This is a genomic window from Hymenobacter daeguensis (assembly GCF_054780555.1).
In genome coordinates this window covers 212,675-231,503 of the sequence record NZ_BAAGWC010000001.1, presented here as the reverse complement: position 1 = coordinate 231,503, position 18,829 = coordinate 212,675, and the positions used below count along the sequence as shown (strand labels likewise).

21 protein-coding genes are annotated in these 18,829 nt (G+C 62.2%); 6 read left to right on the top strand and 15 right to left on the bottom strand.

The features are described 5' to 3' along the window. Positions 1-25: 25 nt before the first annotated feature. Positions 26-1,021: a bifunctional heptose 7-phosphate kinase/heptose 1-phosphate adenyltransferase gene (locus tag ACYVHT_RS01000; RefSeq protein ID WP_460547026.1), complete on the top strand. Its 996-nt coding sequence runs from the start codon at positions 26-28 to the stop codon at positions 1,019-1,021. A gap of 91 nt (positions 1,022-1,112) precedes the next feature. Here the strand turns inward: ACYVHT_RS01000 and ACYVHT_RS00995 are convergent, their stop codons facing one another. From ACYVHT_RS00995 to ACYVHT_RS00980, 4 genes are all read right to left on the bottom strand, one after another. Then, complete coding sequence (locus tag ACYVHT_RS00995) at positions 1,113-1,322, bottom strand: alkylphosphonate utilization protein (protein ID WP_460547024.1); 210 nt, start codon at positions 1,320-1,322, stop codon at positions 1,113-1,115. Between the two features lie 16 nt (positions 1,323-1,338). Further along, the gene (locus tag ACYVHT_RS00990) at positions 1,339-1,536 is read right to left on the bottom strand and encodes a hypothetical protein (protein ID WP_460547022.1); all 198 of its coding nucleotides are present in this window, start codon (positions 1,534-1,536) and stop codon (positions 1,339-1,341) included. 136 nt (positions 1,537-1,672) lie between these two features. Further along, the gene (gene hemE / locus ACYVHT_RS00985; protein WP_460547020.1) at positions 1,673-2,698 is read right to left on the bottom strand and encodes a uroporphyrinogen decarboxylase; all 1,026 of its coding nucleotides are present in this window, start codon (positions 2,696-2,698) and stop codon (positions 1,673-1,675) included. 131 nt (positions 2,699-2,829) lie between these two features. After that, positions 2,830-3,450, bottom strand: coding sequence for a MarC family protein (locus ACYVHT_RS00980; protein ID WP_460547018.1), 621 nt, complete (start codon positions 3,448-3,450; stop codon positions 2,830-2,832). A 163-nt stretch (positions 3,451-3,613) separates the two neighbouring features. Here ACYVHT_RS00980 and ACYVHT_RS00975 point away from each other — a divergent pair, with 163 nt between their 5' ends. After that, complete coding sequence (locus tag ACYVHT_RS00975; RefSeq protein WP_460547016.1) at positions 3,614-4,729, top strand: endonuclease/exonuclease/phosphatase family protein; 1,116 nt, start codon at positions 3,614-3,616, stop codon at positions 4,727-4,729. A gap of 63 nt (positions 4,730-4,792) precedes the next feature. Here ACYVHT_RS00975 and ACYVHT_RS00970 read toward each other — a convergent pair whose 3' ends face one another. The 4 genes from ACYVHT_RS00970 to dnaK form a co-directional block, all read right to left on the bottom strand. Then, on the bottom strand, positions 4,793-5,455 hold the full coding sequence (locus ACYVHT_RS00970; protein ID WP_460547014.1) for a hypothetical protein: 663 nt from the start codon (positions 5,453-5,455) through the stop codon (positions 4,793-4,795). 116 nt (positions 5,456-5,571) lie between these two features. Next, positions 5,572-6,222, bottom strand: coding sequence for a hypothetical protein (locus tag ACYVHT_RS00965; protein ID WP_460547012.1), 651 nt, complete (start codon positions 6,220-6,222; stop codon positions 5,572-5,574). 93 nt (positions 6,223-6,315) lie between these two features. Continuing rightward, entirely contained in the window at positions 6,316-7,023 is a 708-nt protein-coding gene (locus ACYVHT_RS00960; RefSeq protein ID WP_460547010.1) for a hypothetical protein, read from the bottom strand. A 171-nt stretch (positions 7,024-7,194) separates the two neighbouring features. Then, the gene (dnaK, locus tag ACYVHT_RS00955; RefSeq protein ID WP_460547008.1) at positions 7,195-9,120 is read right to left on the bottom strand and encodes an Hsp70 family protein; all 1,926 of its coding nucleotides are present in this window, start codon (positions 9,118-9,120) and stop codon (positions 7,195-7,197) included. 269 nt (positions 9,121-9,389) lie between these two features. Here dnaK and ACYVHT_RS00950 point away from each other — a divergent pair, with 269 nt between their 5' ends. Both ACYVHT_RS00950 and bamE read left to right on the top strand, forming a co-directional pair. Further along, a complete protein-coding gene (locus ACYVHT_RS00950; protein WP_460547006.1) occupies positions 9,390-9,578 on the top strand; it encodes a hypothetical protein in 189 nt (62 codons plus the stop codon). Between the two features lie 2 nt (positions 9,579-9,580). Next, complete coding sequence (gene bamE, locus ACYVHT_RS00945) at positions 9,581-9,976, top strand: outer membrane protein assembly factor BamE domain-containing protein (RefSeq protein ID WP_460547004.1); 396 nt, start codon at positions 9,581-9,583, stop codon at positions 9,974-9,976. 12 nt (positions 9,977-9,988) lie between these two features. Here bamE and ACYVHT_RS00940 read toward each other — a convergent pair whose 3' ends face one another. After that, entirely contained in the window at positions 9,989-10,963 is a 975-nt protein-coding gene (locus ACYVHT_RS00940) for an alpha/beta hydrolase (protein WP_460547003.1), read from the bottom strand. 123 nt (positions 10,964-11,086) lie between these two features. Then, positions 11,087-11,671, bottom strand: coding sequence for a pseudouridine synthase family protein (locus ACYVHT_RS00935; RefSeq protein WP_460547001.1), 585 nt, complete (start codon positions 11,669-11,671; stop codon positions 11,087-11,089). 196 nt (positions 11,672-11,867) lie between these two features. On the opposite strand from ACYVHT_RS00935, the gene ACYVHT_RS00930 reads away from it, so the two are divergent. Beyond that, on the top strand, positions 11,868-12,689 hold the full coding sequence (locus tag ACYVHT_RS00930; RefSeq protein ID WP_460546999.1) for a helix-turn-helix domain-containing protein: 822 nt from the start codon (positions 11,868-11,870) through the stop codon (positions 12,687-12,689). 67 nt (positions 12,690-12,756) lie between these two features. Then, positions 12,757-13,890: an FAD-dependent monooxygenase gene (locus ACYVHT_RS00925; RefSeq protein WP_460546997.1), complete on the top strand. Its 1,134-nt coding sequence runs from the start codon at positions 12,757-12,759 to the stop codon at positions 13,888-13,890. A gap of 123 nt (positions 13,891-14,013) precedes the next feature. Here the strand turns inward: ACYVHT_RS00925 and ACYVHT_RS00920 are convergent, their stop codons facing one another. The 5 genes from ACYVHT_RS00920 to ACYVHT_RS00900 form a co-directional block, all read right to left on the bottom strand. Further along, positions 14,014-15,147: an MBL fold metallo-hydrolase gene (locus ACYVHT_RS00920; protein ID WP_460546995.1), complete on the bottom strand. Its 1,134-nt coding sequence runs from the start codon at positions 15,145-15,147 to the stop codon at positions 14,014-14,016. Beyond that, positions 15,144-15,824 (bottom strand): Rossmann-fold NAD(P)-binding domain-containing protein, encoded by a 681-nt coding sequence (locus ACYVHT_RS00915; RefSeq protein WP_460546993.1) that lies wholly within the window; start codon positions 15,822-15,824, stop codon positions 15,144-15,146. The genes ACYVHT_RS00920 and ACYVHT_RS00915 overlap by 4 nt, the downstream gene beginning before the upstream one ends. A gap of 206 nt (positions 15,825-16,030) precedes the next feature. Continuing rightward, on the bottom strand, positions 16,031-18,112 hold the full coding sequence (locus ACYVHT_RS00910) for a VWA domain-containing protein (protein WP_460546991.1): 2,082 nt from the start codon (positions 18,110-18,112) through the stop codon (positions 16,031-16,033). 18 nt (positions 18,113-18,130) lie between these two features. After that, positions 18,131-18,568, bottom strand: a complete 438-nt coding sequence (locus tag ACYVHT_RS00905) for a type II toxin-antitoxin system VapC family toxin (protein ID WP_460546990.1) — start codon at positions 18,566-18,568, stop codon at positions 18,131-18,133. Continuing rightward, positions 18,565-18,810 carry a DUF6364 family protein gene (locus ACYVHT_RS00900; RefSeq protein ID WP_460546988.1) on the bottom strand — a complete coding sequence of 82 codons (246 nt, stop codon included), beginning with the start codon at positions 18,808-18,810 and terminating at the stop codon, positions 18,565-18,567. Before ACYVHT_RS00900 ends, ACYVHT_RS00905 begins: the two co-directional genes overlap by 4 nt. Positions 18,811-18,829: the final 19 nt, after the last annotated feature.

Genomic DNA, 18,829 nt, shown 5'->3' with positions numbered 1-18,829 from the left:
CGTGGCGCGTTCCTACTTTTGCAGAATGCCTGTTGATTCCCTCACAACCCTCTTTCAAAACTTCAATAACCTCCGCGTCCTCATCATCGGCGACGTGATGGTGGACGCCTACGTGTGGGGCCGCGCCACGCGCCTCTCGCCCGAAGCGCCGGTGCCCGTGGTGCACGTGGCCCGCACCGAAAACCGCCTCGGCGGGGCCGCCAACGTGGCCCTGAACGTGCAGGCCCTCGGGGCCACGCCGCTGCTCTGCGCCGTGATTGGCACCGATGCGGGCGGCGACCAGCTCCTGCAACTCCTGCACGCCCACGACCTGCCGGCCGATGGCCTCATCCGCAGCGCCGCCCGGCCCACCACCGTGAAGCAGCGCATCCTGGCCCAGGGCCAGCAGCTGCTGCGCATCGATTCGGAGATTGAAACCGACCTGAACACGGAAGAAGCCGCCCAGCTGCTGGCCGCCTACGACGACCTGCTGGCCCGGGCCGACGTGGTCATCTTCGAGGACTACGACAAGGGCGTGCTCAGGGAGGCCATTATTACGGAGTGCATTGCGCGGGCCCGGCAGCGCAACATTCCCACGGTGGTGGACCCCAAGAAGAAGAATTTCCTGGCCTACCGCCACTGCACGCTGTTCAAACCCAACCTGAAGGAGCTGCGCGAAGGCCTGAAGCTGGAATTCGGCGAGCCCAACGCCGACCGGCCCGGCTTCGAGGCCGCCGTGGCCCGGCTGCGGGCGGAGCTGACGCCCGAAATCGTGCTGGTGACGCTTTCCGAGTACGGCGTATTTGCCCAGCAGGGCAGCGAGAAAACCTACCTGCCGGCCCACCTGCGCACCATTTCCGACGTGTCGGGCGCGGGCGATACCGTTATCAGCATTGCCGCGCTGTGCGTGGCGCTGGGGCAGCCGGCGGCCTTTACGGCGGCGCTGGCCAACCTAGGCGGCGGGCTGGTGTGCGAGCAGGTGGGCGTGGTGCCCGTGGAGAAGCAGCGGCTGCTGGAAGAAGCGCAGGAAGCCGGGCTGTAGGTAGTAGCGCGGACTTTCAGTCCGCGCCCCCGCCCCGGTTCAACGACAGGCAAACGGCACGGAACGCGGATTAACAGTCCGCGCTACCTCGTTAAGCCTTCTTCAGAAACTCGGTTTTGAGCACCATGGTGCTGCCGCCGGCGCGCCCTTCAATCTCGGCGGGGCTGTTGGTGAGGCGGATGTTTTTGACCAGCGTGCCACGTTTGAGTGTGAGCGAGGAGCCCTTCACTTTCAGGTCTTTGATGAGGGTAACCGAGTCGCCTTCGGCGAGCAGGGTGCCGTTGCTGTCTTTGACGTCCATGAAGTGGGAGGAATGGTTATTTCAAGCCCGTAGCGGCACCGGAAAAATAGAGGTATAGCAAAAACGCCAGCGGCGAGAGGCTGCCCAGCGTGGCCAGCACCACCAGAATGGTTTCGCCCGTGGAGCGCTCCGGCCGCCGCAGAAACCAGCGCCACATGAAGGCCAGCAGCACCAGCAGCAGCGCTAGGGTGAGGTAAAAGACGGGTCCGAACATAAGGTGGGGAATAGGGGAGAAAACAGTAGGGTGCGGGGCTGGTCCCCGCCCGTCGTTGAACGATGCAAGGGCGGGTAGTTCAACGACGGGCGGGGACCAGCCCCGCACCCTACTCGTTGGGTAAAACTCCGTCAACCTACCCCCGCCACGCCTTCACCGTTTCCACGAACACGCGCACATTGTCCGGATTCGTGTCCGGGTACACGCCGTGGCCGAGGTTGGCGATGTGGGGGCCGCCGGCGAACTGGCGCATCATGGCTTCGGTAGCGGCTTTTACCTGGGCGGGGGTGCCGTAGAGGGCGCAGGGGTCGAGGTTGCCTTGCAGGGTTTTGTCGCCGGCTTCGGCGCGAACGTGGGCGGGCGTCTGGTTCCAGTCGAGCCCGATGGTGCGGCAGGGCATGGCGGCAAACTCCGGCACGGCCCACCACGCGCCCTTGGCAAACACCGTGACGGGCACCAGCGGGGCCAGCGCCTCGCAGATTTCAGCAATGTAGCGGGCCGAAAACTCGGTGTAGTGCGCGGGCGGCAGGATGCCGGCCCACGAGTCGAACACCTGCACCACTTGCGCCCCGGCCGCCACCTGGGCTTTCAGATAGGCAATGGTGGTGGCGGTGATTTTCGCCAGCAGGCGGTGCGCCAGCGCGGGCTCGCGGTAGAGCATGCCCCGCGCTTTGCTGAAGGTTTTGGAGCCGTGGCCCTCCACCATGTAGGCCAGAATGGTGAACGGCGCGCCGGCAAAGCCGATGAGCGGCACCCGGCCGTTGAGGGCGGTTTTGGTGATGCGAATGGCCTCCAGCACGTAGCCCAGGCCTTCTTCGGGCTCGGGAATGCGGAGCTTGTCCACGTCGGCAGCCGACTTGATGACTTCGGGAAACAGCGGCCCGCGCGACTCCACCATCTCGTAGGGCAGGCCCATGGCATCGGGCACCACTAGGATGTCGGAGAAGATGATGGCGGCGTCCACGTCGAGCGCATCCACGGGCTGGATGGTGACTTCGGCGGCCAGCTCGGGGGTTTCGACCAGCTCTTTGAAGCCGGAGAGGCGGGCGCGGAGGGCGCGGTATTCGGGCAGGATGCGGCCGGCCTGGCGCATGAGCCAGACGGGGGTGCGCTCGGTAGCTTCGCCCCGGGCGGCACGCAGGAAAAGGTCGTTTTTCAGCATAAGGAAGCCCAAAGGTACGCCCGGCGGGCCGGTGCGCAGTAGCGCCAGCTTTTAGCTCGCGCGCCCGAATGACCGGGCGGCACGCAGGCGCGAGCTAAAAGCTGGCGCTACTGCGCCGTCGTCAGCCAGGCTTACCGCGTCAGGCCCGGGAACAGCGTCCCGATGGCCGAGGCCAGGAAATTGACCCCGATGGCCAGCGTGATGAAGCCCATGATGCGCGACATGGCCGCCATGCCCGGCTTGCCGAGCACCCGGGTGAGGCGCAGCGAGAAGATGAGGATGATAAACGCCGCCAGCGCCACCAGCGCAAAGCCCGCAATGGTCATCGCTTTGTCGTAGTATGTGGGCCGGATGAGGCCGATGCAGATGGCCATCGAGCCCGGGCCCGAGAGCATGGGCATGGCCAGCGGCGTGAAGCTGATGTCGTCCTTCTGCTTGCTTTCTTCGAGGGCATCGGGGCCCACCCGGTCGCGGTTGCCGCCGGGCGTGAGCAGCTCGAAGGCCGAGCGCATGAGCAGGATGCCGCCCGCAATGCGCAAATGCTGAATGTTGATGCCAAAGAAATTGAGAATGTACTGCCCGCCAAAAAAAGCCACGCTCAGGATGGCCACCATGTAGATGCAGGCGCGCAGGGCCGTGCGGGCCCGCTCCGAGGCGCGGTCATCGGCCGTGAGGGTGAGGAAAACCGGCATTGCTCCAAACGGATTGACGATGGAGAAAAGGGTGGTAAAGGTGGCGAGCAGGATTTCCATAGGGCCACAAAGGTAGGAAAAGGGATGAGCCGGCCAGAAAAGCCCTATTTTGCCGAAGCAATGCCGCGCTTATTTGAAGCGGCACCCTGCCGCGCACCACGCGGAGGGTGTTCTTTTGCCCCCGTTATCCAGTGCCCTGTCCTACTATGGTTTTCTTTTTTTCATGTCCATGCTTCTTTCGGGGCTGCTAACGGCGGGCCACTGGGCTACCTGGATGCTGGGTGGCCTGGGGCTGCTGGTGACGGTGCTGCCCATTCTCCGCCAAACCGCGTGGTGGATTCGGATTTGCGACTTTCCGCGCCTGCAAATCGTGGCCGGCCTGGTGCTGAGCCTGGCAGGGGAGCTGGCCCTGCCTGCGCCGCGCAGCTTCGGACACAGCTTTTTTTGGGTGAGCCTGGCCGTGGCCGTGGTGTACCAACTCAGCCGCATCTGGCCCTACACGCCGCTGCACCGCAAGCAGGTGCGCGATGCCGCCCGCCCGGCTGATGACGACGACTTCCACCTCAGCCTGATGGTGGCCAACGTGCTGATGTACAACCGCGACGCCTCGCGCTGCCTGGGCCATATCCGCAACCTGCGGCCCGATATCGTGCTGGCCGTCGAAACCGACGACTGGTGGCTGAGCCAGCTTCAGCGCCTCGAAGCCGACTACCCCTATACCTGCCACGCCCCGCTGCCCAACACCTACGGCATGCTGGTGTTTTCGCGCCTGCCGCTGCGCGAGCCCGAAATCCGCTACCTCCTCGACCCCGACATTCCGTCTTTCCACGGCCGGGTAGTGCTGCCGGGTGGCGTGCCCGTGAAGCTGCATTTCCTGCACCCCAAGCCGCCGGCTCCCAAGGAAGCCAAAAACAGCGCCCGCCGCGACGCGGAATTGCTGATAGTGGGCAAGTTTATTCAGGAGCACGACGGCCCCACCGTGGTGGCCGGCGACCTCAACGACGTGGCCTGGTCGCACACCTCGGAGCTGTTCCGCCGGCTGTCGCGCCTGCTCGACCCGCGCATCGGGCGGGGGTTTCTGCCCACTTTCCACGCCGACTACAAGCTGCTGCGCTGGCCCCTCGACCACGTTTTTCACTCGGCCCATTTCCGCCTGCAGGACCTGCACCGCCTCACCCACATCGGCTCCGACCATTACCCCATCTACATTCGCCTCAGCTACGAGCCCGAGGGCTGGCACGCCCAGGATTTCGAGCTGGAAAACGCCGATGCCGATGACTACGAAGAGGCCGAGGAAAAAATTGAGGAAGGCGTGGAGGACGTGGCGCTGGGCGAGTGAGGCACTAAAAAGCCCGCCGTGCAGCACTGCACGGCGGGCTTCTGCGTCAGGGGCGCGCTGCGGTTATTTCACCGAAACGGCTTTCTTGGCCGTCACCAGCTGCACGGTTTCAAAGGCCGAAGCCGGTGCCTGCCGGCCATTGGCCCCCACGTACAGCGGCCGGATTTGCACGGTGAGGCGGCGGTTGGCGGCCGTGAAATCGGTAAGGCCGGCGGCGAAGGCGGCCGGGGTGCTGCCGGCCAGCTGGGCGGGCTTCACGTTCATGTTCACGGCGATGGGCAGGGTTTCGATGGCGCTGGCTTCGAGCTCGGTATTGATGCCGGTGACCCCGCTGGTGAGCTCCTTGCCGTCGAGCAACAGCTTGTAGTCGAGCTGCTTGAGCTGCACGCTGGTCACGCTGGGGTTGCGGGCGTACACGCGCATCCTGAGCTGGAGCGGGAGCATGCCTTTTTTCAGGGCTGCCTGCAGCTGCTCCTGCTGGGGCGAGGCAATATCGGCCGCCTGGCGCACAAACAGAATGTCCTGGCCGCCGAGCTTGGCCTCGTCCACGAAGTTGAGGCGGTACTGCATGAGGGTATAAGCCTCGTTTTCCATGGCCTCGACGGATACGTTTTTGCCGGTGGGCTTGTCCTTCACCTGCTCGCTCACGCTACAGGCGTTGGCGGCAACGAGCAGGGTGCCCAGGGCCAGGGCGCGGGCAGGCAATAGGAGGGAGGAAACTTTCATAAGAAGGGGCCTTGCACAGGCAATTGATTAATGTAGTAAGAAGCCACCCTGGCCGCGCTTACGAGAGAAGGGCCGGCAAAGATTAGCCCAACGCGACAATAGCGCCTCCGGCCGGGTCACATTTTCAGCGCTTGCAGCAGGATGGAAATGAACAGCCCGAACACGCCCAGCAGCAAAATCCGGAAGCCGTGCACCCGGTCGCGCGCCGAGAAAGCGCGGACCTGCGTGCCGTCGGAAAGCGTTTTTTTGTGGTAATGCAAATGCCAGCCTATGAGGATGCCCAGCACCCCGCCAATGGCGGCGGAGAAGTAGCCGAGGATAATCCAGGCTTTTTGGGTGGGCTCGGGCTTGGCCATTTCGGCCACGCGGTTGCGCCGCAGCAGCCGCACGGTATCGGCCGAGACTTCGCGGCCCCGCTGCCGCAGCAGGTGCCTGGCCAGGCTCACGTCGTAGCTGTTCCACTCGTCCGGCTTCACCAGAATGTCAAACAGCTCATCGTCGGAAAAGCTGAACAGGTAGTGGTCGGGGGCCGCGCTGGCCGCCAGGGAATCGTTTTCCGCTTCCTCAAGCTGCCGCGCCCGCTCAAAATCGGTGGCCCGCAACCGCACCACGAAACGGGTATCGGTGGCATTGTTGGCCATGCTCACGTCGAAATCCGGCTTGGCCCAACCCGTTTCGAGCGGAACCTGGTGCCGCCCCAGCAGCTCCAGCAACGGCTGGGCCACGGCTTCCGAGGCAAAGGACTGGTAGGGTAGAAAATCGGACATAAAGTGCGCAAATACCGGCTTAGTGCGGCCTGGTAAAGAAATAAGTGGTTTCGCCAAGGGCAGATTGAGTACCTGTCAGCGGGCCTGCCGGGCTTATCGGGGCCGCTCGCAAATGAGCTGGCGCGTCACCGTTTGGTAGGTGCTGAACTGCCCGGGCACCTTGCGCTCAACTACGGTGCTGGTGTGAAATATGAGCCGGCCTGCCGGGTCCAGGCCCACCAGCGACACGTTGCCGCCGCCTTTCGCCATGCCATACAGCAGCAGATAGCGCTGGTTGAGCAGCACGTAGTGGCTATGCGCCCGGTTCCTACGCAGCGAGGCCGGCTTCATGTTCAGCTTGCCTGCCGTGAAGCGGACGGTGAACGGGCCGGGCGTATCCTGCGCGGCTGCGCTGCGGTAAAACTTCTGGTCGGCTATCGAAAACGAATCAACGTGCGTGATGAGCCGGTTGGCCACGCCGTGCCATTCGCCCACCAGCCGTTGCGCATCGGCAATGCGGGTGGCGGTATCCAGCTGGGCGTAGGGGCTGGCCGAGTTGGCGCACCACCACGTCTGCACCCCGTTGAGCGCCATAAAATCGTGGCCCAGTTGACTGTTTCGCACGTCCGGCGGCACCAGCCGCTGGTAGCGGGCGTAGTCTTTTTCCCACTGCCCGGCAGGCCTGAGGGCTGGCAGCGCGAAGCCGTAGGTGAGCGGAAACCGCGAGGTGTCGGCCGTGCTAGCGTGTACAACCGGCAGCACCGGAATCTTGGCGGCCGGGGCCGCGTCCATGCCGCCCAGCGCCGGCTTATCCTGGGCCATTGCTGCCGCACTGCACAAAAACACTAAAAACCCAGTCAGCCAAAGCCTGCTATTCCACCAAATCAACATGGCATAAACCTACAAAAAAAGGCCGGAAGCGTACGCCTCCGGCCTTTTGCAATTCAACGGATTGAATCAGTGAAATCAGCCTAATCAGCGGAAATCAATGATTTATTTGCCGTCCACTTCTTCGTAGTCCACGTCGGTCACGTGGTCACCGGCGGGCTGGCCCTGGCCGTTGCCGCCCTGCGGCTGGCCATCGGCGCCGGGCTGGCCACCTTCGGCCCCACCAGCGGCGTACATCTCCTGCGAAGCAGCCTGCCAAGCGGCATTGATGGCCTCCATGGCGGTGTCGATGCGGGCGAGGTCTTTGGCTTCGTGGGCCGATTTGAGGTCGGCCAGCGCGCCTTCGATGGCGGTTTTGTTGCCACCGCTCAGCTTCTCACCGTACTCTTTCAGCTGCTTCTCGGTCTGGAAAATCATCGAGTCGGCGGCGTTCATCTTGCCGATGCGCTCGGTTTCGGCCTTGTCGGCATCGGCGTTGGCGGCGGCTTCGTCGCGCATGCGCTTGATGTCGTCCTCGCTCAGGCCGCTGCTGGCTTCGATGCGGATTTTCTGCTCTTTGCCGGTGCCTTTGTCCTTGGCGGTTACGTTCAGGATGCCGTTGGCGTCGATGTCAAAGATTACCTCAATCTGCGGCACGCCACGGGGTGCGGGCGGGATGCTGTCGAGGTGGAACTTGCCGATGGTGCGGTTCTGGCTGGCCAGCGGACGCTCGCCCTGCAGCACGTGGATTTCTACCGAAGGCTGGTTGTCCGAAGCCGTCGAGAAGGTTTCCGATTTCTTGGTCGGGATGGTGGTGTTCGACTCGATGAGCTTGGTCATCACGCCGCCCATCGTCTCAATGCCGAGCGAGAGCGGGGTCACGTCGAGCAGCAGCACGTCCTTCACTTCGCCGGTGAGTACACCGCCCTGGATGGCGGCGCCGATGGCCACTACTTCGTCGGGGTTCACGCCTTTCGAGGGCTTCTTGCCGAAGAACTTCTCCACTTCCTCCTGAATGCGGGGAATGCGGGTCGAACCACCCACGAGGATAACCTCGTCGATGTCCGACGTGCTGAGGCCGGCATCCTGCAGGGCTTTTTTCACCGGGTCCATCGAGCGGCGCACGAGGTCGTCGGCGAGCTGCTCGAATTTGGCGCGGCTTAGTTTCACCACCAAGTGCTTGGGGCCCGAGGCCGTGGCGGTGATGTAGGGCAGGTTGATTTCGGTTTCGGTCGAGCTGGAGAGCTCCACTTTGGCTTTTTCGGCGGCTTCTTTCAGGCGCTGCAGGGCCATAGGGTCTTTGCGCAGGTCGAGGCCTTCGTTTTCGCTGCTGAACTGGTCAGCCAGGAAGTTGATGATGACCTGGTCGAAGTCGTCGCCGCCGAGGTGGGTGTCACCGTTGGTGCTCAGTACTTCAAACACGCCGTCACCAAGCTCCAGAATGGAGATGTCGAACGTACCACCGCCGAGGTCATACACGGCGATTTTCTGGTCTTTGTGCTTCTTGTCGAGGCCGTAGGCCAGGGCCGCCGCGGTGGGCTCGTTGATGATGCGCTTCACGTCGAGGCCGGCGATGGCCCCGGCTTCTTTGGTGGCCTGGCGCTGGGCGTCGTTGAAGTATGCGGGCACCGTGATAACGGCTTCGGTTACGGTCGTGCCGAGATAATCCTCAGCGGTTTGCTTCATTTTCTGGAGCACCATGGCCGAGATTTCCTGCGGCGTGTAGTTGCGGTCGCCAATCTTCACGGCAACCGTGTTGTTGGGGCCCGAAACGACGTCGTAGGAAACGTGCTTCTGCTCGGCGGTCACTTCGTTGAAGTGGCGGCCCATGAAGCGTTTGATGCTGGAAATCGTGTTTTTGGGGTTGGTAACGGCCTGGCGTTTAGCCGGGTCGCCCACTTTGCGCTCGCCCTTGCCCCCGTCGAGGAAAGCGACGATGCTGGGGGTGGTGCGGCGGCCTTCGCTGTTGGGAATTACAACGGGTTCGTTGCCTTCCATTACGGCTACGCACGAGTTGGTGGTGCCGAGGTCAATGCCGATTATTTTGCCCATGAGAGGGGTGTGTTGGTTAAGATTGAGAGTGGAATGTGTCAGGTTGGAAGCAGCGTTGCCGCCACTACCGGGGGATTACAAGCAACGTACCAGCGTCGTTTTGGTGACAGATTGTCACCGATTCGGCCCGGCGCGGAAGATTATCCGACGCGGTGGCGGGATTTGTTTCGAGTAGCCAAAATTTTCCTGACAAGGGGGCGGAAATCAGCTATGAGTGAGTTGAATGCAATAAAACCAACACATATTGGTTGATGAATTTTGCTCTGTAAATGGATTTTGCTTTCGGATTTTTTCTTTTGTTCGGTCTGCCTACACTCGCAGTCGGCAGATGCCTTTTGCCTTGGATGAATGGAGGCACCATTCAAAAGGGCCTCAAGGCCTTTATCCTGGCTTTTATCGCGACTGTGACGACCTTTTATTTAGGAAACTTAGTTGCCTGCCTTTCTACACTGCTCTAAAAATGGATACAGGTTTAAGCAAAAAAACTACCGCCGGAAGGATATGCCTCGTTCTTTCGCTGGTATTTGGGGTCGGTTTATTATCCGCTAGTGAATCCTATAATCCCTTTGACCCTTACGCCGATACTGAATTCGGAAAGTCATACTCACCCGAGAAGTTTGAGCGGGTAAAAGTTGGGATGACTATAAATCAAGTCCGGGAGATTGTCGGCAAGCCATTATTTCAGTTTAAGGATGCAGCGACAATGGATTACCATTACACGAATGATAGGTATTTGAAGAGAAGAACAGATAAGAAATTCGCCTTGGTTGGAGATTTAGCCTGGTATAGGTCAGGTGTGACATTCAATGCAGATAGTATTGTCACCAATGTAAATTCCGGCTGGTCTTACGATTAAATCAAAGCATCTTCAGCGGCTTAGAAACGCCCGCGTCTGTTGCTCCCAATCGGCGGAGTAGCGCTTCCAGTAGGGCTGGTGGCCTACGCCGGGGAAGTCGTGGCGGGTTTTGGGGCCGGCGAGGTGGGCGAAGATGGCATCGGTTTCGGCGCGGGTCACGCGCGGGTCGGCGGTGCCCCAGAGCAGGAGGGTGGGCGTGTGGATTTGGCTAGCGTAGTGCTCGGCGTTGAGGCCGAAAGCCCAGAACCCGTTTTGTACGCCGCCCCAGAACACCAGCAAATCGGCCATCGGGAAGCCGGGGACGTGCATGGAGGCGAAGCGGTTGTAGGCCGTTTGGCGCATGTTGCCGTAGGGGCATTCGAGGATGTTGGCGGTGGGGTGGATGCCTAGCTCGGCCTCGGCGCGTAGGATGGCGACGGCGCCCATGCTCACGCCGTAGAGGATAACCTCACCCCCGGCCCCTCTCCTGCGGAGAGGGGAGCCTGACGAATTTCTTGTGGAATCTTTCAGCCAACGGAAAACGGCCGCCACGTCGTCGGCCTCGCGGTAGCCGACGGTGGTGCGGAAACCGGCGGAATTGCCGTTGCCGGCCTGGTCCACGAGCAGCACGTTGTAGCCCAGGCGGCGGAAGTAACCGGCCTCGTGGGTGAGGTGCGACTTGCTGCTGGTGTAGCCATGAAACAGGGCCACGGTGCCGCGCGCCCGGCCGCTGTCGGGCGTGGCGTACCAGGCTTCGAGCGGGCCGTTGGGGCTGGCGATGGTGACGGTTTCGACCGGGAAGCTGGGCTTGGGGCCGTTTTGGGGCTTGGGGTTGCGGATGCCGGTGAGCAGCAGCCAGAGCTTCTGGCCAGGGCTGAGCTGCTCGGGGTTGGGGGAGTGCAGGCCGGGCTCGTTGGCGAAGTGCGTGAAGCGCCAGGCGTGGAAGAAGGCCACGGCGTTCATGGCTCCGAAGCCGGCGAGTAGGAGGTAGAATAGGCGTCGTTTCATGGGCGGAACCTCACCCCCGGCCCCTCTCCTTGGGGAGAGGGGAGCCACGGCGGCACCTTATTAAAATCCTGCGTTGAAAATTTTCATGCTCCTCTCTCCTGGGGAGAGGGGCCGGGGGTGAGGTTAACGCCGCACAATGCCACTTATTTTACGTAACTCCGCCACTTCGGCTGCCGTCAACTCGCGCCACTGGCCGGGCTGCAAGCTGCCTAGCTCCAGCGGGCCGATGGCCGCCCGCACCAGCCGCAAACACGGCAGCCCCACGGCCGCGCACATCTTGCGCACCTGGCGGTTCATGCCCTGCGAAATCTGAATTTCCAGCCAGCTGGTGGGGATGCTGGCGCGGTAGCGAATAGGCGGGGTGCGCGGCCAGAGGTACGCCGGCTCGGGAATTTCGGCGGCCTCGCCGGGGGCGGTGAAGCCTTCTTTAATTTGAACGCCGCGCCGCAGCAGCTGCAGCGCTTCTTCCGAAACGGTGCCTTCCACCTGCGCCCAGTAGGTTTTCGGGACTTTGAATTTGGGGTCGCTCAGGCGGTGCTGGAGCTGCTTGTCGTCGGTGAGCAGGAGCAGGCCCTCGCTGTCGAAGTCGAGCCGGCCCACGGGGTACACGCCGGGCACGGGCACGAAATCCTTGAGCGTGGCGCGGCCGTGCTCGTCGGTGAACTGGGTGAGGACTTCGTAGGGCTTGTTCAGCAGGATATAATGCATAGGCCAACGGCCGCCCGGTCGGGGCGCCATGAGCCTCAAAAGTAACGGCTCGGCTACTTTGCGGCACTTTCCCGGCCTGACCATCGAACCGTGCTACGTTGCTACCGGCCGGTGACAGGCGCGGAAATGCGCGGCTGACGACGCTCTATGGCCGCGCTCGTGGCCGCCTAACGGGCTACAGCTGTTACCTTCTACTATGCATCATCAGGAAATTGAACCACCGGCAGTGCTACGCGATACCATCAAAGACTTCTGGTATGCCCGCCGGGACTTCGGTGCCAGCCCATCGAGTTTCGAGATAGCGCCGGATGGCTACGCGGAAATTGTCTTTCACTTCGGTAGCGCTAATGGTCTTGCCACGGCCGGCGGCGAGCAGCTTTTGCCCTCTCCGTTTCTGGTGGGGCTGCTCAATCAGCCACTGCTGCTGACCGCAAAAAATCAGTTGGAATTCATTGGGATTAAGTGTTATCCCTGGGCCGTGTTCGACCTGCTGGGCTTATCGCCTGGCCAAGACGGCGGCATACGCAGCTTTGCCCACTCCATCGCCCAGCTGCAAGCGCCGTTGGCCGAATGGATTCGGGCGGGCCGCATAGCGGAGGCGCTGGCCGAGGTGGCGCAGTATTGCCTGACTGCGCGGGCGGGGCTAGCCCGCGACGTCGTGCTTCGCAAAGCGGGCGGGGCCATGCGGGCCGCCAACGGCACCCTGCCCGTGAGCCAGGTAGCGGCGGCGGCCCATACCACGGTGCGCACCCTGGAACGAAAGTTTAAACAGGCGGCCGGCCACACGGTGAAAGACGTGTCCGGGCTCATGCGCTTCGAACAAGTACGCAGTCAGCTATGGCTTTCTCCGGATGCCAGCCTGGCCACCTTGGCGCAGGAGCTGGGCTATGCCGACCAGGCCCACCTGGGCCGGGAATTCAAGCGCTACAGTGGCACCACGCCCGCCGCTTTCGCCCGCAAAGCCCGGCATTGGCAAGAAACGGTGAGTACCGATTTTGTCGCGTTTGTTCTAGCCTGATGCAGACGCCTGCCAGAATTTTGTGTGGCAATTATGCACGAGCACTGTCACACAAAATTGACTGAAAATGGAATCAGCAAACGGAAAAAAAGTACTCGTCTCGGGTGCCAGCATTGCCGGAATTTCCACCGCCTATTGGCTAACTAAAATTGGCTATCAGGTAACGGTAGTAGAATTGGCCGCGGAACTTCGGACGGGTGGGGCCGCCATCAATGTGCAGGGGGCTGCCTTAGAAAGCGCGAAGCGGATGGGCATTTTTGCGCAATTAAAAGCCAACCGATTACAGCTGGAACGGTTGGAATTTAAAAATAGCGACGATGTAACGGAAGGCTCGTTGCTGATGCAAAACGAGGGGGCGTCGCCGGCCGACGAGGACATCGAAGACATCGAAATTGAGCGCGCGAAGCTCGTGGCCATTTTGATGAATACGATAAAAAATGAGGTTGACGTAATTTTTAATAACAGCATTACCGCGCTCAGCGAAACCGCGGACGCGGTGCAGGTGGCCTTCAAACATGGTCCCTCTCAAGTCTTTGACTTGGTATTTGGCTGCGATGGGGCGCACTCGGGGGTAAGGCAGCTGTGGTTTGGCCACGAGCTGGAATACGCCCATTTTCTTGAACATTATTATTCGCTCAGCATCGTCGACCACTCGTTGATAACCCCCAATACCGCCCAGCTATATAATGTGCCGGGCAAGGGAATTATGCTGAATGCGTACAACGGCAAAACCGATATTGTTTTCTGGTTTTATTCCGAAAAAGAAATTTCCTACAATTATCGGGATGCCGGGCAGCAGCGCCAGCTTATCCTGGACCAGTTTGCCGGCCAGGGCTGGCGCACCACCGAATTGCTGGAAGAAGTGAAGCAGGCAGAAATTTCTTATTTCGATAAATTCTGCCAAATCAAGATGCCAGCGTGGACCAAAGGCCGCGTGGCTTTGGTGGGCGATGCCGGCTACTGCGCCTCGCCCGCGGCGGGCATCGGGGCCTCGTTGGCCATGACCGGGGCCGCCGCCGTGGCCGATGCGCTAGCAAAACACCCCGGTGATTTCAACCTGGCCTTTCAGGAATACGACCATGGTTTGCGGCCCTTTATCGAAGAATGCCAGGCCACGGCGCTGGCCATGCTGCACAATTATTTCATTCCCAAAACGGAGGAAGCAATTCTCAAAAGAAATACCCAGCCCCTGCCGTTTTAGGGCGTCGCTCACCGCTTCGCGGGCACAAGTTCTAATCCTGCCAGATTAAAACGTTTGCCGGTTACTTCGCATGTGCCTGCGTAACGAAACCGGACCAGAATAGCCGGGTTTTCAGTGCTTTCTCTACTTCTCCCACCACCGCGTCTGCGGCAGCGTGGCCCCCAGTGTTACCGGCTCGCCCAGGTGGGGGGTGGTCATCATCTGGCCCAGCCGCGCGGCCTCGGCGGTGGCGCGGGTCACGGGCTCGTTCCAGGCGTGGAGGGATTCGGTGAAGGCGCCCCAGTGCACGGGGAGCATCACGGCGGCGCGCACGTCGCGGGCGGCCTGCACGCTTTGCTCAGGGCGCATGTGGATGTCGGCCCAGCTCTCGTTGTACTGCCCGCATTCTACCAAAGCCAAATCGAAGGGGCCGTACTGCCGGCCGATGGCGGCGAAGTGCGGCCCGTAGCCGCCGTCGCCGGTGTAGAACACGCGCTTGGCGGGCGTCTGCATCACCCACGAGCACCAGAGCGTGGAGTTGCGGTTGCCGAGGCCCCGGCCCGAAAAGTGGCGGCTGGGCGTGCAGCGCAGCAGCAGGCCATTAGCCAAGCGGGTGCTGTCGCCCCAGTTCATTTCCACGATTTTAGTTTCCGGTACGCCCCAGCGGCGCAGGTGCGGCCCGATGCCCAGCGGCACGTAGAAATGGCCCACCTTGTCCTTGATTTTGCGGATGGTGGCGTAGTCGAGGTGGTCGTAGTGGTCGTGCGAGATGAGGACGGCGGCGATGGGCGGCAGCTTTTCGGGCGCGATGGCCAGGCTGCGGTTGTAGCGGTTGGGCGTGGCCCAGCTCACGGGGCCCATCTCGATGCTGAGCATGGGGTCGAGCAGCACGTTCTGGCCCGCGATTTCGACCAGGCTGGCCGAGTGGCCGAACCACGTCACGCGCACCAGGTCGGGCGTTTTCTGGGTGATGGCCAGCGAGTCGAGGGGCTGGGTGGGCAGCGGGGCGGGCGGCTCGGCCTGCTTCGATTTATGAAACAGGAATTTCCACATCACCGAAGGCATGCTGCCGCCCGTCATTTCGCGGGTCGGAATCAGGTTCACAAACTCGCCCTCCTTTTCGTTGTAGTGGCCCGATTTGACGTAGGTCTGCACGTCGGCCCTGGTGGGCTTGCCGCCCAGCTGCGGGCTGAGGCCGGTGAAGGCCACCACCGCAATAAGCAGGGTGCCGAGGATGCCGCCAGTCGTCATGAGGAAGATTTTAAGGGGTTTTCTCATGCGCGGGCCGAGACATTGGCGTGGGCCAGGGCCACGATGTCGCGCACTTCGAGCACGGGTTTGGGGTAGCCGGCCAGGGTCGCCTTAATCATGGCGCGGCCCACTTCCTGCATAGTGCTCACGTAGTTGGGCGTCAGCTTGCGGGCCACGGGGTAGAGCCAGGCGATGGCGCCGTACCATTTCAGGATGTTGCGCTGGCCGGGCGTAACTTTCATGAAGCCGGGCCGGAACATGTAGGCTGCCCGGAAGGGCAGCGTCAGCAGCTCGTTTTCGGTGCGGCCTTTCACGCGGGCCCAGTGCTGGCTACTCTTCTCGCTGCTGTCGGTGCCCGCACCCGATACGTAAATGAACGTCAGGTCGGGGTTCAGGCGGGCCAGGGTTTCGCCCACGGCCAGCGTCAGGTCGTGGGTGATGCGCTCGTATTCCTCTTTGCTCACGCCTACCGACGAGATGCCGGCGCAGAAAAAGCAGGCGTTGTAGCCCGTCAGCTGGCTTTCCACGGCGCTCAGGTTGGCCAGGTCGGGCACCAGCAGCTCGCTCATTTTGGCGTGGGTGCGGCCGGTGGGCTTGCGCGTGAGCACCAGCACGTGCTCCACATCAGCGTTTTGCAGGCATTCGAGGAGCACGCCCTCGCCCACCATGCCGGTGGCACCGGTCAGAATGGCTCGTATTTTCATATCAGTTCGGTAAAGTAGGAGGGAGGACGGTTGGCGGGCGGTTTTGCTTTACGGCGCTGACGAAACCTCACCCCCTGACCCCCTCTCCAAAAAAGAGGGGGCACCGGCTCGTGAGGGCGACTCTTCCGTCAAACCTGTTAGAAGCAAACCCGGTGCCCCCTCTTTTTTGGAGAGGGGGTCAGGGGGTGAGGTTGACGGCCGTACAATTACACGCTGCCCGAATACTTCCGCACGGCCCATTCCACCGTCAGGAAGCCCAGAATCACGAAGAAAATCCACTTCAGATTTATCAGGTCCTTCAAATCCTCCTCCGAGGAAATCACCGGCTTGTAGTTGGCCTTGATGATGTCCTGCGCCAGCTTATCGAGCTGCGACGGATAATAGAGCCGCGAGCCGCTGCGCCGCGAAAGCTGCGCCAGCAGGTTGTGGTCGGCCTTCGATTCCAGGGCTTCCAGCGGCTGCGACTGCACCAGCAATTCGCCGGCATCCTGTTGGGGCTGGCCGCCCAGCGTGGCACGGGCCTGGTACTTGTACAGCCCCGCCGGCAGCGGCCCCAGGTGCAGGGGCGAGCCGTCCTCGGCATTGGCGAAGCTGAAGCGGTGGGCCTGCTGCTTTTCGTCGGTCAGCGTGAGGTCGATTTTCTGGTTGTAGAGGCGCTCGAAGACGGCGTTGTAGGTTTCGGCGCCCAGCGTCACGTCGTCCTGGGTGCCGAAGGCGTCCTGCGTGGGGTACACGTCGAGGCGCTTTTTGTTGGCGTTTTGGGTGAGCAGCTGGAGCGTGCGAATGATGAGGCGGTCGTAGGCTTCGGGCTTGTCGTCGTGGGCTACGGCTTCGCTCAGGCGCCACTGCCAGCTGCCATCCGTCAGCAGCGTGGCCTGACGCCGGTCTTGCGGGCCGCCGAACACCAGCAGCGGCTTCTGGGTGGCCACGCGGCCCACCTGCTGCCAGAGGGCGGCCTCGGCTCCCGGCCCCAGGCGGTAGTCGCCGAAGGGCACCGGCGCGGGCGGGTACTGCGCAAAGCGGCGGGCCGATTCCTCGGCGGTGGCGAAGCGGGCGAAGCCGGGATTGGGCACCGGCGTCACCTCATCGGTCTGCGCCCCGCGCGGCTGAATGGTGAGGCCCGCGCCCAGCTGGTTGTAGGCCGCGAGGTCCGATTGCGCCCCGAGAATGTAGAAGGCGGGCGTTTTGCGGGCCTTCACCTGGGCCAGCATCTCGTTGCCCAGCCCGCCCTGCGCCGGCAGCTGGTGCAGAATGGCCACATCGAAGTCAGCATCGGCTTTCAGCGGCTGCACCCCGGGCAGGGCCAGCGTGAGGTCGAAGTTGTCGTTGGCCAGAATGGCGGCGCGCAGGGCTTTCAAATCGGGGTGCGGGGCGGCGCCGGCCAGCAGCACCCGCAGCTTGCCCTTCACAACCTCGATGAAGGCCGTGCGGGCGTTGTTCAGCTCCGTAAACTCGCCCGGCTGGGGCACGATGCGGACTTCGTAACGGCGCTTGCCGGGCGCGGGCGCCGTGATTTGGAATGCGGTGCGCGCCCGGCGGCGGCCGGCCGGCAGGGCCACGCGGCGGCTGTCGAGCGTCCTATTCCCTTCGCGCAGCTCCACGGTGGCCGTGCCGCCGGCGTAGCCTTCGAAGCCCAGCTCGGCCTCAATGGGGAATTTATTGCCGCTGAACGCCACGCGGTTGTAGGTGAGGCCGGTGAGGCGCAGGTCTTTTTTGGGGATGGTGTCGCCCACCGCCACGCTGTAAATCGGAAAGCTGAACTCCGAGTAAGCGGGGCTGCGGCCCTGGTTCACGAGGCCGTCGCTCAGCAGCACCACGCCGGCCAGGTTGCGGCCGTCGTAGGCGTCGCGGGTGCCGCTGAGGAGCTGGTCGAGGTCGGTGGACGCGGCCGGGAAGCGCAGCGAATCGGGCCGGGCCGGGCGGCCGGGCGGGGCGGTCAGCGTCCGGGTTTCGACGGTGAAGCCCTTGCCGCGCAGCGTTTCGGCCAGTTTGGTGAGGCCGCTGGTGGCTTGGCTCAGCATGTTTTTAGGCGTGAAGAGCTCCACCGACTGGGAGTTATCGACGGCCAGCACCAGCGTGGGCTGCTCGGTGTGCGTGGTGGTGGTTTTGATGAACGGCCCCAGCAACAGGTAGCACAGGAAGCTCACCACGGCAAAGCGCAGGGCGGCCAGCGCGTAGTTGCGCTGCCGGCTCCAGGGCGCTTTGGCCGAGTATTGCAGGGCGGCGTAGCCCGCGCCCACCAGCAGGCAGACGAGGATGAGCCAGGGAGAATATTGGGTGGTCAGCAAAAGTGCAGGCTAATAAATTTACCGCTCTGGTCGGGTGGCGTTATCCAGTTCAATTAGCGCGTCAGCCACCGAGAGTACCGGCAATGTGCTTCGGCGAAACCCCTTGGGGTCGCGGGTGACGACGGCCGTAATAGTAGGCTGCGTGAGGGCCGTGAAGTATTGAATTCCATCTTCAAAATCAGTAAAATCACTGTCGAGTGTCAGTCGAATGATGGCCGCATCTACGGAGAGAATCTCCACCATTGGTACCAGACGGTCCAGCAACCGCCAGGCGTGCGCGGCGGTTGTCAGCCGGCGCGTCACATACTCAATGTTGGTAAAGGAAACACTGGCCACATAAAAGCGGGCCTCCCCGCTGGCTCCCGCCTCCATCAGTTCCACGGCATCCCGGCCAAATGGCTCACGGTTGATTAAGTAATCGATGAGAACATTCGTGTCAAGCAGGTAATGTTTCATAAATACTTTTCCATCAGCGCATCGCCCAAAGCCGTTTTATAATCGAAGTCCGGGGGCACGGGCAAGCTGCCGGCCAGGGCTGCGACCGCCGGGGAGATAGGCCGCCGGTGCCGTGGAGACTGGGCAATAATCGGCCGCATGGTAGTCGTGAACAGCGTAGCTAAGTCGGTGCCCATGCGGTGAGCATAAGCTTCGGCCTGAGCAATAAACTCGTCGTCGAGGGTTAGCGTGATGGTTGACATAGCAGCATGGATGAGAATG